The 15,959-nt window shown below is 35.8% G+C and carries 14 protein-coding genes and 1 pseudogene; 14 read left to right on the forward strand and 1 reads right to left on the reverse strand.

Annotation, left to right across the window (positions count from 1 at the left end; translation table 11 throughout):
• The first annotated feature begins 4 nt into the window (after positions 1 to 4).
• The 5 genes from MHH51_RS01725 (at position 5) to MHH51_RS01745 (ending at position 6,555) form a co-directional block, all read left to right on the forward strand.
• Positions 5 to 1,873 (forward strand): TnsD family transposase, encoded by a 1,869-nt coding sequence (locus tag MHH51_RS01725; RefSeq protein ID WP_328005686.1) that lies wholly within the window; start codon positions 5 to 7, stop codon positions 1,871 to 1,873.
• On the forward strand, positions 1,854 to 3,386 hold the full coding sequence (locus MHH51_RS01730) for a Tn7-like element transposition protein TnsE (RefSeq protein ID WP_339284154.1): 1,533 nt from the start codon (positions 1,854 to 1,856) through the stop codon (positions 3,384 to 3,386). The genes MHH51_RS01725 and MHH51_RS01730 overlap by 20 nt, the downstream gene beginning before the upstream one ends.
• A gap of 260 nt (positions 3,387 to 3,646) precedes the next feature.
• A complete protein-coding gene (locus MHH51_RS01735) occupies positions 3,647 to 4,780 on the forward strand; it encodes a zinc-dependent alcohol dehydrogenase (protein ID WP_000649059.1) in 1,134 nt (377 codons plus the stop codon).
• Positions 4,781 to 4,863: 83 nt separating this feature from the next.
• Positions 4,864 to 5,184 (forward strand): DUF4158 domain-containing protein, encoded by a 321-nt coding sequence (locus MHH51_RS01740; protein WP_016201446.1) that lies wholly within the window; start codon positions 4,864 to 4,866, stop codon positions 5,182 to 5,184.
• 390 nt (positions 5,185 to 5,574) lie between these two features.
• Positions 5,575 to 6,555, forward strand: a complete 981-nt coding sequence (locus MHH51_RS01745) for an SDR family oxidoreductase (protein ID WP_260052864.1) — start codon at positions 5,575 to 5,577, stop codon at positions 6,553 to 6,555.
• A 283-nt stretch (positions 6,556 to 6,838) separates the two neighbouring features.
• On the opposite strand, the pseudogene MHH51_RS01750 reads toward MHH51_RS01745, so the two are convergent.
• Positions 6,839 to 7,216: pseudogene (locus MHH51_RS01750) on the reverse strand (glutathione-dependent formaldehyde dehydrogenase); the annotation flags it as partial.
• 1,232 nt (positions 7,217 to 8,448) lie between these two features.
• On the opposite strand from MHH51_RS01750, the gene MHH51_RS01755 reads away from it, so the two are divergent.
• The 9 genes from MHH51_RS01755 (at position 8,449) to MHH51_RS01795 (ending at position 15,400) form a co-directional block, all read left to right on the forward strand.
• Positions 8,449 to 8,904, forward strand: coding sequence for a MarR family winged helix-turn-helix transcriptional regulator (locus tag MHH51_RS01755; protein ID WP_339284156.1), 456 nt, complete (start codon positions 8,449 to 8,451; stop codon positions 8,902 to 8,904).
• Between the two features lie 185 nt (positions 8,905 to 9,089).
• Positions 9,090 to 10,442, forward strand: a complete 1,353-nt coding sequence (locus tag MHH51_RS01760) for an NAD(P)-binding domain-containing protein (RefSeq protein WP_339284158.1) — start codon at positions 9,090 to 9,092, stop codon at positions 10,440 to 10,442.
• 55 nt (positions 10,443 to 10,497) lie between these two features.
• The gene (locus MHH51_RS01765; RefSeq protein WP_042533122.1) at positions 10,498 to 10,695 is read left to right on the forward strand and encodes a hypothetical protein; all 198 of its coding nucleotides are present in this window, start codon (positions 10,498 to 10,500) and stop codon (positions 10,693 to 10,695) included.
• 92 nt (positions 10,696 to 10,787) lie between these two features.
• Positions 10,788 to 11,132 carry a metalloregulator ArsR/SmtB family transcription factor gene (locus MHH51_RS01770; RefSeq protein WP_339284160.1) on the forward strand — a complete coding sequence of 115 codons (345 nt, stop codon included), beginning with the start codon at positions 10,788 to 10,790 and terminating at the stop codon, positions 11,130 to 11,132.
• Positions 11,133 to 11,148: 16 nt separating this feature from the next.
• Positions 11,149 to 12,447: an arsenic transporter gene (locus tag MHH51_RS01775; RefSeq protein WP_260053295.1), complete on the forward strand. Its 1,299-nt coding sequence runs from the start codon at positions 11,149 to 11,151 to the stop codon at positions 12,445 to 12,447.
• A gap of 14 nt (positions 12,448 to 12,461) precedes the next feature.
• The gene (gene arsC, locus MHH51_RS01780; protein WP_339284162.1) at positions 12,462 to 12,881 is read left to right on the forward strand and encodes an arsenate reductase (thioredoxin); all 420 of its coding nucleotides are present in this window, start codon (positions 12,462 to 12,464) and stop codon (positions 12,879 to 12,881) included.
• Positions 12,882 to 12,922: 41 nt separating this feature from the next.
• Positions 12,923 to 13,285: an arsenite efflux transporter metallochaperone ArsD gene (arsD, locus tag MHH51_RS01785; RefSeq protein WP_260053297.1), complete on the forward strand. Its 363-nt coding sequence runs from the start codon at positions 12,923 to 12,925 to the stop codon at positions 13,283 to 13,285.
• Positions 13,286 to 13,303: 18 nt separating this feature from the next.
• Positions 13,304 to 15,073: an arsenical pump-driving ATPase gene (gene arsA / locus MHH51_RS01790; protein WP_260053298.1), complete on the forward strand. Its 1,770-nt coding sequence runs from the start codon at positions 13,304 to 13,306 to the stop codon at positions 15,071 to 15,073.
• Between the two features lie 51 nt (positions 15,074 to 15,124).
• Positions 15,125 to 15,400: an adhesin gene (locus MHH51_RS01795; protein ID WP_260053299.1), complete on the forward strand. Its 276-nt coding sequence runs from the start codon at positions 15,125 to 15,127 to the stop codon at positions 15,398 to 15,400.
• The last annotated feature ends 559 nt before the right edge of the window (positions 15,401 to 15,959 follow it).

Consider the following 15,959-nt stretch of genomic DNA (forward strand, 5'->3'; position numbering starts at 1 on the left):
ACGCATGCTGCCATTCTTTACGGATCCATATCCAGATGAATTGATATATTCGGCGATTGCGCGATATCACTTTTACAGTGGAAATATTGATTACAAAGATACATTGGAAGAAGTGTTTCAAAGTCGTTCTGTAATACCGAGTGTAGAGATTGGTAGTCATTTTTCTATATTAGCTGAGCAATTAGGCTCCAACTATTCTGTTGAAAGCTTATTAGCTAAGCATACGATCTACCCTTACTATGCTTCGTTTCTTTCCAAGCAACGCCAGAAAGAACTTCTACAAGATGTTCAAGTAGATGGAAAAGGACTTTATACAAGACTTGGCATAGTTGCAGGAAGCATTTGCAGAAAGAATGGACTCTTTTATTGCCCAGAGTGTGCAACTAATGATATTGAGCAACATGGAGAACCCTATTTTCATCGTGAGCACCAGCTACAAGGGATTGATTTCTGTGCACATCATGAACTGAAATTAATGAAGTATCCTATCGATTTTTCAAAGCAAAGTCGAATTGAGTTTATTCGATTTGATAAAAAGCTATTGAACTTATCAATGATTCAAGAAGTTGAACTAAAAGAGTTTATAGCCATTCAAATTGCTTTAGCAAAGATGGCTTATCAACTGCTGCAAGTTCCAATACATCAATTTTCAAGAGAATCTATTAATCTTAAATATCGTGTTCTTTTACGGGAGCGTAATTTAATAACAACGTCTAATCGAATTCGGCAAAAGGAGCTATACAAAGCATTTCAATCAAAGTTCCCAAAAGGCTTTTTAGATGAGTACGAATCAGCAATCAATGTAAATGATGAATACAATTGGCTGAAGGTCATTACACGCAATCTAAAACGTCATGTACATCCTTTCCGTCATTTGCTTATTCTTTATTTCTTAGAACAAGATTTGGAGTCCTTTTTACAAATTGAAGCTGATACAGGTCCTTTCGGTAGTGGCCCATGGCCCTGTTTAAATAAAGCAGCTAATCATTATAAGGAATTTGTGATTCATGAAGTAAATGTTACAAGGGATTTTAAATCAAATGCACCCATTGGCACGTTTGAATGCTCTTGTGGCTTTATTTACGCTAGAAAGGGTCCTGATAGATTATCTGAAGATAAATATCGTATTGGACGTACAAAAGCGTATGGAGATGTCTGGAAGGCTAAATTACATGAATTAGCAGTTGATGGAACCTACAGTATAAGAGCATTAGCTAGAATGCTTGGCGTGGATTCGAAAACAGTTAAAGGACATCTTGCCTCAGTTGAGAAAATAGAGAAATTACCTGATAAAGTTTTTCCACCAATGTTACATATGTATCGAAAGCAATTATTAAAAGGAATGCAGCAATATCCAAGTTACTCGAGAACACAAATTCGTCAATGTTTACCGAAAGAATATATTTACTTATATCGAAATGATAAAGAATGGCTGTTTGAACAGTTACCTATAATTCAGGCGAAGGAAAAGCCAAAATCAATTGTCAATTGGGACGTACGTGATCGAGAATATCTTTCTAAAATTAAACAGCTTTACAAAGAATTAATTGAACTGGAAAAGCCCGTACGTATCACGATTTCGATAATTGGGAAACGTCTAGGAATCTTATCAAATTTGGAGAAACATCTTGATAAGCTGCCACAAACTGAAAAATATCTAAATAAAATTACGGAATCTATACAACAGTTTCAGATTCGACGATGCTGTAAAATTATTGATCGTATGTTGCTGGAGCAAGAACCAGTTTTATTATGGAAAGTACAGCGTATTGGCGCTGTTAAGTCACATCATTTTCACGAAATAAAACCGTATTTGGAAGAGTATTTACGAACAAAACAGGAAGTGAAAAGTTATGAGCAAACAACAGGTTAAACTAGCTTGGCCTTTTGCTAAAGGTGAAAAAGCACAACTAATATGGATTGGTGAGCCATTTCGATATGATCATAAAATGATAATCAAAGCTTATTTTCGCTCACAAGGTCGTACAGAAGGTATATTAATGGATTGGGGTACATTACCATGCTTAGCAATCCAACATTATTATACTGATGGCATCATAACGGCTAGTCAAGTTTCTGAAAGTGTACAAGAAATCGATATGACTATTTATCCTAATAAAGTTAAATTTCACGAACGCCCTTGGTCTATTCAAGGAAGCAGTGATCCTGCAACTTCCCGTAGTTTCGTGTTCTCTTTTGATGGAAAGAATGTGATTTTACCAGTCATTGAAGTATTGCGTAGCATTTTAGCTCCGAACGGCTTCCTTTTATATCGCTTGTTTGAATCGAATTCATTTCCTCAGTTCTTCACAGAAACATATGAACCTAATAAAATCCATCTTAGCTTTTCATCACAATATGAATTGAAATACACAAAGACAACGTTCATTTATCAATTGGTGTGGTTGCTAACGAATCGAGACCTACGACAAGCCTATGAAAATATAGCATTTACTTGGTTGCAGGAAAAGACTTTGAAGTTCGAATGGAACTTTACACAACCGATTACAATAACAGCTCGTGTAAAGGAGAAGAATAACACGTGTACAGTATTACAAATTGTTAATGTGAAAAATAAAGATATTCCGTACCAACATATTTCGATTTCGCATCCAGAAATACAAAATCAAGAGAAATCCAATGAGGCAAAGAAATACACTTATCGTTTTCTAAATAGACAGGGTGATGAAGAGGGCTTTACATTAGATGAACAAGTAGATGGTTCTACAGAAGACTTTGATCTTGTACAAATGAATCAGTTGAAACATGAATATACATCGGTACCCAAAATCAAACGAATTAAAAGTAGTTCCTCAAAGCAGCGAACGAAAGAAGATGAAAATACTAAGAAATACTATGGCAGCAATGATTCAATTCGATCTACAGCAGACACTGGAGGTCAAAAACTAGCAAGAGGAATAGAACATCAAATGTTATCTGAAATTCAAGTACAAGGTGAATTGCAAGATTTCATTAATGTCCTTAGAATAATGGAGCAATATCCAGAAGTAAGTGCGATACGAGCATTTATAGATGTGTTACCAGAGGGAATTGGAGACCGCAGATTTACGAAATTGAGTGATAATATCACGAAACGATGTTATGTGATTGCAGAAGTATATATGATAAGTGGGAAGAAATTCAATATTATTGAAGTTGAGCGAGAAGATCGCTCTTTATCAATGCTAATTTTATCATCACTTGCAATAAATGATTGGAAATCGATTTATGATAGATTGTTAGTAAACCTTGTGAATGATAGTGGTACGTGGACAAGTAAGTCGCTGAAAAGTATTGAGGAGAGTAGGGTTACAGTGATGAAAGCTAAACACAGTTCTAAAGGGGTTAAGCATAAGGCTGAAATTCTATTAAATAAGTTAGAATAGCAGTGAAGATTTGAGTAAAGGAATAAATGAAATACCTCTTCCCTCAAAGAATAATCCAAATATTTCCCCGAATTAATTCACGCTATATACACTTACAATAACTAATTCGAGAGCTATCACCAATACTTCGTAATCAAAACGGTGCGACTTCTTTAACTTACATAAAACAATTACGCTAAGAGTGACTAAGTATATTATTTACTTTCTTTGTTAACAATAGTTAAGAGTGTTAACAGTATTAGAAATAGGAGGGTGCATTTATGAAGGCTGTAACTTATCAAGGACCAAATCATGTACAGGTTAATCAAGTAGAGGATGCAAAATTAGAAAAAAAAGACGATATTATAGTTAAGATTACTTCTACTGCTATTTGCGGATCTGATTTGCATTTATATCAAGGTAACATGCCATTACCCCCAGGATATATTATTGGCCACGAACCAATGGGTATTGTGGAAGAAGTTGGACCTGAAGTCACAAAAGTAAAAAAGGGAGACCGTGTTGTCGTTCCCTTTAATGTTTCATGTGGACATTGCTTTTATTGCCAACATGAAATGGAAAGCCAATGTGATAACTCAAACCCTCATTATGATTCTGGCGGATACTTTGGTTATACTGAGAAGTTCGGTAACCATCCGGGTGGTCAGGCTGAATATTTAAAAGTCCCTTTTGGAAACTTCACTCCCTTTGTTATCCCGGAGTCATGCGAATTGGAGGATGAGTCACTGCTCTTTTTATCGGATGTTCTGCCAACAGCTTATTGGAGTGTAAAAAATGCAGGTGTAAAATCAGGCGATACAGTTATTGTTCTTGGATGCGGACCTGTTGGGTTGATGGTACAAAAATTTGCCTGGATGGAAGGTGCAAAGCGTGTAATAGCAGTTGATTACTTGGATTACCGGATCAATCATGCGAAAAAGATGAACAATGTTGAGGTATTTGAGTTCACAAAATACCCTGATATGGGCGAACATTTAAAAGAGATCACACATGGTGGGGCAGATGTCGTCATCGATTGTGTAGGTATGGACGGAAAGAAATCACCCCTAGAGTTTCTGGAACAAAAATTCAAACTGCAGGGCGGAACCCTTGGACCTATTCAAATTTCTACTAAAGCTGTCCGAAAGTATGGGACAGTGCAAATGACTGGTGTTTACGGGGGTAACTATAATCTATTTCCATTAGGTGCATTTTGGATTAGAAATATTAATCTTAAAATGGGACAGGCTCCAGTCATTCATTTTATGCCAGAATTGTTTAAAAAAATAACAAATAACGAATTTGACCCAAGAGATATTATCACACACAAGATGTCCCTTGAAGAAGCAAGTCATGGTTATCGAATTTTTAATAATCGTGAGGATGAATGTATAAAAGTCGTTTTAAAACCGTAATCCTCTTCTCTTTCCAAAAAGACTTCATACTTTGTATAGAAGTCTTTTTATTCGACCATTTAGCCAAGAAGGTCAAAAAGTAATTGATAGATACAATGAATAAACTCGCATACAGTAAAGACGAACCTGCTGACCTAGTCAATGTAGCAATTGAAGAGCTAATACATCAAAAATATGAACTTCCCATCTACAATACTTTAAAAGATGCAGCCAATGATGTTCGAAAAAGGTCTTATCGTATGATTTATCATAACTTACTTAATGAAAATCAAAAAGAGAGCGTGAATCAACTTTTCGAGGTATCAGAAGGTTCTACAAACAGTCCATGGAATCAATTGAAAGAGGATGCAAAAAGAGCGACTTTATCACATTTAGAACTCTCGTTGCTCGCCGAGATTGGTTAATGGAAACTGAACATCTCTACAGAATTACTTCATGATATTAAGAATTTGTGGAACAACAAAACGTATTTTTTGTTATTCAGCAATAGGGTCAAATCGTATTATGTGGTTAGCCGGTTTTTTCTGGTTGACCTATTTTTTTAGGTACTATTCTTGAGGTAGCCGGGATTAAAGAACTGTTAAGTAAAAATAAGTTGATCCGTTAAAGGGGTAGAATATTGAGTAAAGCTCCTTGTCCTAAAGGTCAGTTCAATAAAGAAAAAAGGTGTCTCTTTTGAGGAAGAATAAGCTTCTGTGTTGAAAGTAAACCACTTTTTTCAAACTTTTTTAATTTATTTGTAGTGAACAACATAAACATTCTATAGAAGAAAATTATTTCTATAGGAGGTTTCCATGGATCAAAAGGATCAAAGTCGTCAATTAGACCAAATAAAGCAAATGCAACAAATGTTTAAAGCGAACATGAAAACTCAACCTTATCCCATGTACCCTAACTATGGGAAAATCACACGTTACGAAGAAATTCCGATAAGTTTACCTGAACAGCGCCAGCTGCGCCATCCCGGAGTGGAAAAATTTATGGTACCCCTTCCAATTATCGAAAACCCGAACTATAAAGGGAGTGAAAAGTTAACAGGAAAAGTAGCACTTATTACAGGGGGGGACAGTGGTATTGGTGCAGCAGTAGCAATTGCGTTTGCTAAAGAAGGCGCAGATGTTGCTATTTCATTCTTAGATGAACATGAGGATGCAAATAGAACAAAAACGAGGATTGAACAACTCGGACAACGTTGTTTTCTAATGCCTGGGGACTTGCGAGACAAACAACAGTGTATCTCCATTGTAGAACAAACAGTAAATACGTTTGGACGTCTCGATATTCTTTGTAACCACGTTGGTATCCAATTCCAACAACTAAGTCTGCTTGACATTACAGATGAGCAATTCGATGACACCTTCAAAGTTAATATATACTCTCATTTTTACACAACAAGGGCAGCGCTTCCTCATTTAAAACCAGGCAGCTCAATCATTGGCACTTCTTCAGTGGTGACGTATGTAGGTGAGCAGCAAATGATTGATTATACGGCCACAAAAGGCGCAATAGTTGGTTGGACACGTGCCTTGGCTAAAAATGTCGTGAAACAAGGGATCCGAGTCAATGCCGTCGCCCCCGGCCGAATTTGGACCCCACTTATTTCAGCAAGTTTCTCGTCAGACCAAGTCGCTGTATATGGAGCATTTAATCCAATGGAACGAGTTGCCCATCCATTTGAACTCGCACCAACCTTTGTCTATCTTGCTTCTGATGATTCTCGTTTTGTTACTGGTCAAGTTCTTCATGTTGATGGGGGAGAATCCACACATTCCTAATGGAAGGGGGTTACCATTTTGAGATATGAATTTAATCCAGAAGTAAAGCTATTGCTAGTAAACCATTCAAATGAAAAAGTAAGGATGGTCTATATGGAGGATTCCTGGCCCATGCCAAAAATAGGACTGAGACCACCATATTATTGCTACCCAAGTTACGAGCTGAATTATCCAATAATCTAAATAATAACAGACAAAAAGACTTCTATACACAGTGTGGAAGTCCATTCAACATTTCGCTTAGGGTTCGCAATTATGCTAACTTTCAATTCATCCATTTAAACTAATAGGATAACGGTTTTAAAACGACTTTTATACAGTCGTCCTCACGATTATTAAACATTTGATAACCATGACTTGCTTATCCAAGGGCCACTTTGTATGTGGGTCAAACTCGTTATTCGTTATTTTTTCAAAAAATTCAGGCATAAAATGTATGACTGATGCCAGTCCCATTCTCAGATTGATATTCCTAACTCAACCCAATGGAAACACATTATAGTTGCCCCCATAAACATCTATTAATTGGACCGTTCCATATTTTTGCACAGCTTTTGTAGAAATTTGAATAGGTCCAAGGGTTCCACCTTGGCAACTTTAATTTTTGTTCAAGAATCTCCAAAGATGATTTATTCCCGTCAATACCTACACAATTGTGGATTTGAAATAAAGTCGTACCGTTTATAAAAAAGATGTACCGTTTTAAAGAAAGTTATACCGTTTACAAAAAAGTTGCACCGTTTTATTCCTTTTCGATTAAAGGATTCTATGTGAGTTTTAATTAAACTTTTTTATAAAAAGGAATGTTCATTCAAAAAGAAAAGAACCCATTTTGATCAATCTTTTTTCAAAATGGATTCTTTTCTTTTACCGTAAAATATGGATTTGTCGAACGTTTTTGATCAAACTTTATTTTAAAGTTACAAATTTGTGTGCTGTAGAAATTTAAAGCTGCTTAAATAAAATTAACGTTCCTTATAAAAAATAACGTTCCCAAACCCGAAGGTCATCCTGTGCCGATAGAAAATTAAAACGGCTTAAATAATAAAAGCGTACCTTATAAAAAAATAATGTTCCCAAACCCGAAGGTCATGCCGGTATATTCCCACCGAACCTTCGGGTTTTTTACGTTCAAAATTAGTAGAAAATCCAAAAATAGATCCCGCTCCATTTCATCCGTTCTCCCGCTGCTACAGTCCCAAATAATCACTCAATATCCCTTCAATATTTTTTCAATAAGATTTTTCCAATACCAATCCAATATATAATCCGCTTCTATTTTAACCCGCTTCAATCCCTTGTCAGGCATGTGTTCAATATGATTTCCAATATCTTTTCTGCTGTCTTTTTCATACATAAATCCGAAGGATTGTTCCGTCTTTTTCCTCTGTTTTTCTGTTCAATATTCTTCAATACGAATCCAATATTATTCCAATATTTTCGAAAGACCAACACCTTTTCTTTGTTCATTTTCGGATGAAAAGCGGGTGGATAATACCGGAGGTATTCCAGTAGAAAAACCACCAGAAGGAACGTAATTTTTTTATACAAAAGGGTGAAAATTTGGTACACAAGTGGCTGAAAAGCGGCCAAAATGGAGGAACGTAATTATTCTATTGAAGAATTTGGAAATGAGGGGTGAGAGCTTGGGGGAGAAGCGGTTGAGGGGGATTTTGGTGGGGTGTTGGGTGGTAACGTTAATTTTCGATGGGGACATCTCTTAACGTCTCTCGCTTTTTATAGTCCAATTTGAACTTGAATAATTATATCCGTTATTAAGCTACAATTCATAGCGAGAAGGTGAAAAGGAATATTAAAAATAATTTCTTTTAGTATGTTTGTTAGTTGACAAAGTCAATTATTGATAATATCATTTGAATTGAGGTGACAATAATGAATACAGAAACAACTGAAATAAGAGAAATTCTTCAACAATTAGTTCGGGATTTTGGTTTGTTACAGCGTGAGGGGTCTGAATGTTGTGGGATAACAGTTCAGCAAAGTCATATTATTTATGAGTTAGATAAATATCCTCGTATCTCTTTGATGGACTTAGCTGAGAAATTATCAATGGATACTGGAATGCTTAGCAGACAAATTAACAAATTGGTGGAATTAGATTATGCATCTCGAATGTCTGACCCAAATGATAGACGCTATATAGTCTTGTCACTTACTGAAAAGGGACAAATGAAGGCAAATGAAATTTCTGATCAAATGAATCAATATATTGAGCAGATACTAGGGCAAGTTCCAACTGATAAAAGAGATCAAGTTATAGATAGTTTGCAAATTCTGCAAGTTGCTATGAAAAAGAATGAAGGTTCAGGGTGTTGTGCCACTATATAAATAGTGGTTTCTTTATTGATATATAATTGACTTTATCAAATATTGACATAAACAAATATGTCTAGGTGATACATAATGAACCATAAAAAGCTATAAGCAGAGATTTAATTCAATGCTTAGATATTTAATTAAGAAGACGTGTGACCATGAAAAATAATAAGTAAAAATTTAGGAGGATGATGAACATGAAACAATATATAGAAATTAAAACAAATTGTTGCCAACCGCCGCAAGAAGAAAGACAACAAGTAAACAGTAATCAAAATAACTTGCATCTACCTATTGCAGTTATTGGTGCTGGTCCAGTAGGTCTTGCCGCAGCATCCCATTTGGCCAGTTACGAACAACCTTTTATTTTATTGGAATCTGGTTCTCAGGTGGGAGATAATATCTTAACATGGGGACATATTCAAGTCTTTTCACCTTGGAAATATAATATGGATAAGTCGGCATTAAAACTTCTTAAAAAGCAAGATTGGAATGTACCGAATCAAGATGAATTGCCTACTGGTAAAGAGTTAGTTGAACAATATTTAAAACCGTTAGCGAATACACCGGAAATCAATAATTCCTTGTTTATGAATACAAAGGTTATTTCCATTAGCCGCAAAAATACAGATAAAATGAAAACAGCTAATCGAGCTCAACAACCTTTTGTAATTTATGCAGAACAAGGTAACGAACTGGTACAATTTGAAGCAAAAGCGGTCATAGATGCGACCGGAACCTGGGGAAACCCTAATCCTGCAAATTCAAATGGAATATGGTTAAAAGAAGAGAAAGTTATAAAAAATCAAATTTTCTATGGCATTCCAGATATTCTTGGTAAAGATAAGGACTGTTATCTAAACAAGCGTGTTGCTGTTGTTGGAAGTGGTCATTCTGCTATTAATTCGTTATTGGAATTAGCAAAATTAAAAGAAGAACATCCTGCAACGGAAATTATATGGGTGTTAAGAAAAAATAGCGTAAAAGAGGCATTTGGAGGAGAAGAACTGGATGCAATTGAAGCAAGAGGAGCATTAGGAAGTCGTATACACAACTTAGTAGATGCAAATATATTTGAAGTAGTTACTCCTTTTAGAATTCAACGTATACATGGAAAAGAAGGCAAAATAGAGCTGACAGGAGAATCACATGGAGAGTTAAAAACTATTTCAGATATAGATGAGATGATTGTTAACACTGGCAATCGTCCAGACTTCTCATATTTGAGTGAGCTGAGAACCAGTTTTGATACAGCAACAGAAAGTGTTAAAGACCTTGCGCCTTTGATTGATCCTAATCTCCATAGTTGCGGAACAGTACGCCCGCATGGAGAAAAAGAGTTGCGACAACCTGAAAGGGATTTTTATATTGTGGGAGCAAAAAGCTATGGGCGGGCACCAACATTCCTAATGGCAACTGGACATGAACAGGTTCGATCCATTGTAGCTTATTTATCGGGGGATTATGAAGCCTCTGAGAAAGTCGAACTGGAATTACCTGAAACGGGTGTATGTAGTACGAATTTAAATGCAGCTCATTCGTGTTGCTGAAATAAAAGAAAAAAGGGAAAGTATCATTTACTTTCCCTTTTTGGAGGTGGTCTGAATGATTATTAATAAAGGCGGAGATTTAAGCAAAGAATACTTTATGGCATATTTTTCTTTGCTTATGAACAGCAGACAATGTACCTTAGAGAAGGCAAAGGAAATAACGTTTGATCGTCTATTTCGCAATGATGAAAATACGTTTGGAAATATTTCTTTTCAACATTTTATGGAAGCCTATGAGGAATTAAAAGAATAGGGAATAAAAATTGCACTAAATTTTTTTATTTGAATATATAAGTGTATAGTTATATACTTATATTATTATTTTAATAAAAAGGAGGAAATCAAATGCTGCAAACTACAATCGAATTGGAGAAAGCTGCCAGTATTTTAAAACTACTGGGCGATAAAACAAGGCTCACTATGCTGAAATTAATTGATGAACAAACTTGTTGTGTTTGTGAGTTCGTTGAAATATTTCAGTCCAGTCAACCATCCATTAGCCAACATTTACGAAAACTGAAAGATTTGGGGTTAGTGAAGGAAGAAAGAAAAGGACAATGGATATTTTATACGGTTAATAGTAAGAGTGAGTATTATTCATTTATCAAACCGATTTTGGATCAATTACCAGATCAAGATGATAAATTAAAAGAACTGAAAGAGAAAGGTACACGCATTTCCTGTTGTTAGGTTTGGAGGTCTTATTTTGTCAGCAACACTTATACTCGCCATTATAATTTTTGTTTTAACCCTAGTTCTGGTCATTTGGCAGCCAAAGAATTTAAATATCGGCTGGTCTGCCATGGGAGGAGCTGTTATTGCTTTACTCGTAGGAGTAGTGGGATTTAGTGATGTATTGGAAGTCATTGGTATCACATGGAATGCAACATTATCATTTGTAGCCATCATTCTTATTTCATTAGTATTAGATGAAATTGGATTGTTCGAATGGGCGGCATTACATATGGCACGAATTGCAAAAGGGCATGGAATCAAAATGTTTGTCTATATTAGCATTTTGGGTGCGATTGTCGCAGCTTTATTTGCGAATGATGGTGCAGCACTTATTCTAACACCGATTGTACTTGCAATGGTACGTCATTTGAATTTTAAAGAAAAAATGATTTTTCCATTTATCATGGCAAGTGGGTTTATCGCTGATACAACATCCCTGCCGTTTATTGTTAGTAACTTAGTGAATATCGTTTCAGCCGATTTCTTTGGTATTGGATTTGTCGAATATGCTTCAAGAATGATTATTCCAAACTTATTTTCTTTAATCGCAACGATTTCGGTATTATTAATTTATTTTAGAAAAAACATACCTAAAAATTATGATGTATCAAAATTAAGAACACCTAGTGAAGCGATTCAGGACTTAAAAATGTTTCGTTTATCATGGTTTGTACTTGGTGTATTAGTAATTGGGTACTTTACGAGTGAGTTTATCCATGTACCTGTTTCCATTATTGCTGGGATCATTGCGATTTTCTTTATTATGATGGCAAGACGCAGTACCGCTGTTAATACAAAAGAAGTAATTAAAGGTGCACCATGGAATATAGTATTCTTCTCCATTGGAATGTATGTAGTGGTCTATGGACTCGGTAATGCTGGATTAACATCTGCGTTAGCAGGTATAATTCAAACCGTAGCCGATCAAGGCCTATTTGTTGGAACAGTTGGTATGGGATTTATTGCAGCGTTTCTATCCTCCATCATGAATAATATGCCCACAGTCATGATTGACGCGTTAGCCATTGCGGAAACCAATACATCTGGTGTGTTACGGGAAGCTCTTATTTATGCGAATGTAGTCGGTTCAGATTTAGGACCAAAAATCACACCCATTGGTTCTTTGGCAACATTAGTATGGCTGTATGTACTATCACAAAAAGGCGTTAAAATATCATGGGGGACTTATTTTAAAACAGGTATAATTTTAACCCTTCCTATCTTATTAATTACATTAGTAGGATTATATTTAACACTGATTCTATTTTAACAAGGAGCATGATTATGTCTAAAAAAACAATTTATTTCTTATGTACTGGGAATTCTTGCAGAAGCCAAATGGCTGAAGGTTGGGCGAAAAAACACCTTGGAGATACTTGGGAAGTGAAAAGTGCAGGTATTGAAGCACATGGTTTAAATCCAAATGCAGTAAAGGCAATGCAAGAGGTCAATATTGATATTTCTAAACAAACCTCCGATATTATTGATCAGGAAATCTTAAATAATGCAGACTTTGTTGTCACTTTGTGTGGGGATGCTGCGGATAAGTGCCCAATGACACCACCACAGGTAAAACGTGACCATTGGGGATTTGATGACCCAGCAAAAGCTCAGGGGAATGAAGAAGAAAAATGGGGAGTATTCCAACGGGTTCGTGATCAAATAGGAGAAAGAATCAAGCGTTTTGCGGAAACAGGAGAATAATAAAAGTATATGTTTATTTTATATTAAATGGAGGGATTTAGTTGAAAAAAGTTGAGATATTTGATCCGGCAATGTGTTGTTCAACAGGTGTATGTGGTCCATCGGTTGATCCTGAGTTAACGAGAATAGCCTCTGCGGTATATTCTTTAGAAAACAAAGGATTTAATGTGAAACGGTATCAATTAACGAATAATCCTGATAAGTTTGCTCAAACACAATCAGTAAATAGCGTTTTGCATGAAAAAGGCCCGGACGCATTACCTGTTGTTTTAGTAGATGATCAGGTTGCGAAGGTTGGGACCTATCCAACGAATGAAGAACTTGCAGATTGGCTGGGTGTAGCAGCGGAAGAATTAACTGAAAAAACCAAAGTCCGACTTTCATTAAATCTAAAAAAACAATAAACAGAAAGAAGTGAAAATATGTTTCCGTCTTTCAAACCTCAAGATGTTGTACAGACACCGTTTTTATTTTTAACTGGAAAAGGTGGAGTTGGAAAAACGTCAACTGCATGTGCAACAGCTGTAGAATTAGCGGATAGTGGAAAAAAAGTTTTACTAATCAGTACCGATCCAGCATCTAATTTACAAGATATTTTTGGGATTGAATTAACAAACTCCCCAAAATCCGTTCCTTTGGTAGAAAATTTATATGCCAGTAATCTAGATCCTGAAGCATCAGCCAAAGCATATCGTGAAAAAGTAGTTGGTCCATATCGCGGCGTATTGCCTGACACCGTTGTAGCTACAATGGAAGAGCAGCTATCAGGAGCGTGTACGGTTGAGATAGCTGCATTTGATGAATTTACAACGTTACTAACAAATACAGAAGTGATAAATCAATATGACCATATCATCTTTGATACTGCACCAACAGGGCACACATTACGTCTTCTGCAACTACCGACTGCCTGGAACGGGTTCTTAGAAGAAAGTACACATGGTGCTTCTTGTTTAGGGCCTTTATCCGGGCTTGCAGATAAGAAGAATCTTTATTCCAATACTGTTGATGTTCTTTCAGATGCTGATAAAACCAACCTTATATTAGTAACAAGACCGGATACTTCCTCTTTAATAGAAGCAGATCGGGCATCGAAGGAACTTAAAGAGATTGGTATAAAAAATCAAACGCTTATTGTTAATGGGCTTCTTCAAAGCTATATGAAAGGTGATGAAATATCATCAGCTTTTTATCAGAGGCAAAGAGATGCTTTAAATCAGATGTCTGTTAATCTAAAACAGATAACAAGTTATTCGTTGCCGTTTGTCTCTTATTCTTTAACAGGAATTGAGAATTTACGTTATTTATTTAAAGAACACGTCATTTCTGTAACAGAAGAAAATCAGGAGAATAAAATAGGGGAGCTACCAAATCTAAATGATGTTATAACGGATTTTTCATCTAGTAACACCAGAATAATTTTTACGATGGGCAAAGGAGGTGTAGGTAAAACTACCGTTGCTTCTGCCATTGCCGTTGGTTTGGTAGAAAAAGGGCATCGTGTTCACTTAACAACAACCGACCCTGCGGCTCATTTGCAATACCAATTCCAAAACTACGAATTAAATCAGAACCTAACAATTAGTAGTATTAATCCTAAAGATGAAGTAGAAAAATATAAAACAGAAGTATTGACTAATGCTGGTAAAGATTTAGATGAAGAAGGTCTGGCTTATTTACAAGAGGATTTAAATTCACCATGTACCGAGGAAATTGCAGTCTTTCGTGCATTTGCTGATGTAGTAGCTCAATCGGAGAATGAAATTGTTGTCATTGATACTGCCCCGACTGGTCATACCTTGCTTTTATTAGACGCAGCACAATCATATAGTAAAGAAATAGCAAGATCTACTGGTGAAGTACCAGAAAGCGTAACAAAACTGCTTCCTAAAATTCGGAATCCTAAAGAAACTTCGGTTGTCATTACTACTTTAGCTGAAGCTACTCCTGTGTTGGAGGCTTCAAGATTACAAGCTGATCTAAGACGGGCAAATATCCATCCAAAGTGGTGGGTAATTAATCAAAGTTTATTTGCCACTGATACAATGGATCCTATTTTAAAAGGTAAAGCGGCCTCAGAGAGTGAATGGATTCATGAAGTTAATCAAAATTTAGCTGATAGATGTGCTGTTATTCCTTGGCTTAGTGAAGAAAAAGTAGGTTATGAGAAGCTAAAAGATTTCATTAAGTAGCATACTAAGAAGTACTGTGAAAAAAATTTAAAGAATAGGAGTGGATTTTTCATGAAGATTACTGATACTGCCAAGCAATTATTGGAAAATGTATTAACAGAGAATAATGCGGAGGGTATACGCTTATCTTCAGTAGCCGGCTGTTGTGGACCGCAATTTGAATTATCTTTAGATACACCTCAAGCGGATGATAAGCTGGAAACGATTAATGGCATACAGGTAGCCATTGATGCACAAATTTCAGGTACAGAGGAATTAACTTTAGATAAAGAAGAAAGTCAGAATGGTGAAGGATTGGTACTAATAGGTGCCAGTAACTGTTGTTAAAACATAAGGTGAGGTAGTATTTTCTAGCTGTTTCTCTTCTACACTGTCCCTATATAAAATTAACATTCCTTAAATATTAAAAGCGTACTTTATAAAAAAATAAAGTTCTCAAACCCGAATATCTTCCCGGTATATTCCCACCGAACCTTCGGGTTTTTTCACGCCCAATTTCAGTAGAAAATCCACAAATAATCCCCGCTTCAAATCGTCCGTTTTTCCCGCTACTACAGCCCAAAATAACCACTCAATATCTTTCCAATATTATTTCGATAAAATCTGTCCAATACCAACCCAATAATCAATCCGCTTTTGTTCCAAACTGCTTCAATCCCTCGTCATGCATGTGTTCAATATCACTTCCAATATTTTTGAAAGATCAATACCTTTCTTTGTTCATTTTCGGGTGAAAAACGAGTGGAAAATACCGGAGGTATTCCAATTGAAAAACCATCAGAAGGAACGTAATTTTTTTATACAAAAGGGTGAAAATTTGGTACACAAGTGGCTGAAAAGTGGCTAAAATGGAGAATGTAATTATTATATTGAAAAATTTGGAAAT

Origin of the sequence: Oceanobacillus sp. FSL K6-3682 (genome assembly GCF_037976165.1) — a bacterium.
GTDB classification, from domain to species: domain Bacteria; phylum Bacillota; class Bacilli; order Bacillales; family Amphibacillaceae; genus Oceanobacillus; species Oceanobacillus sojae.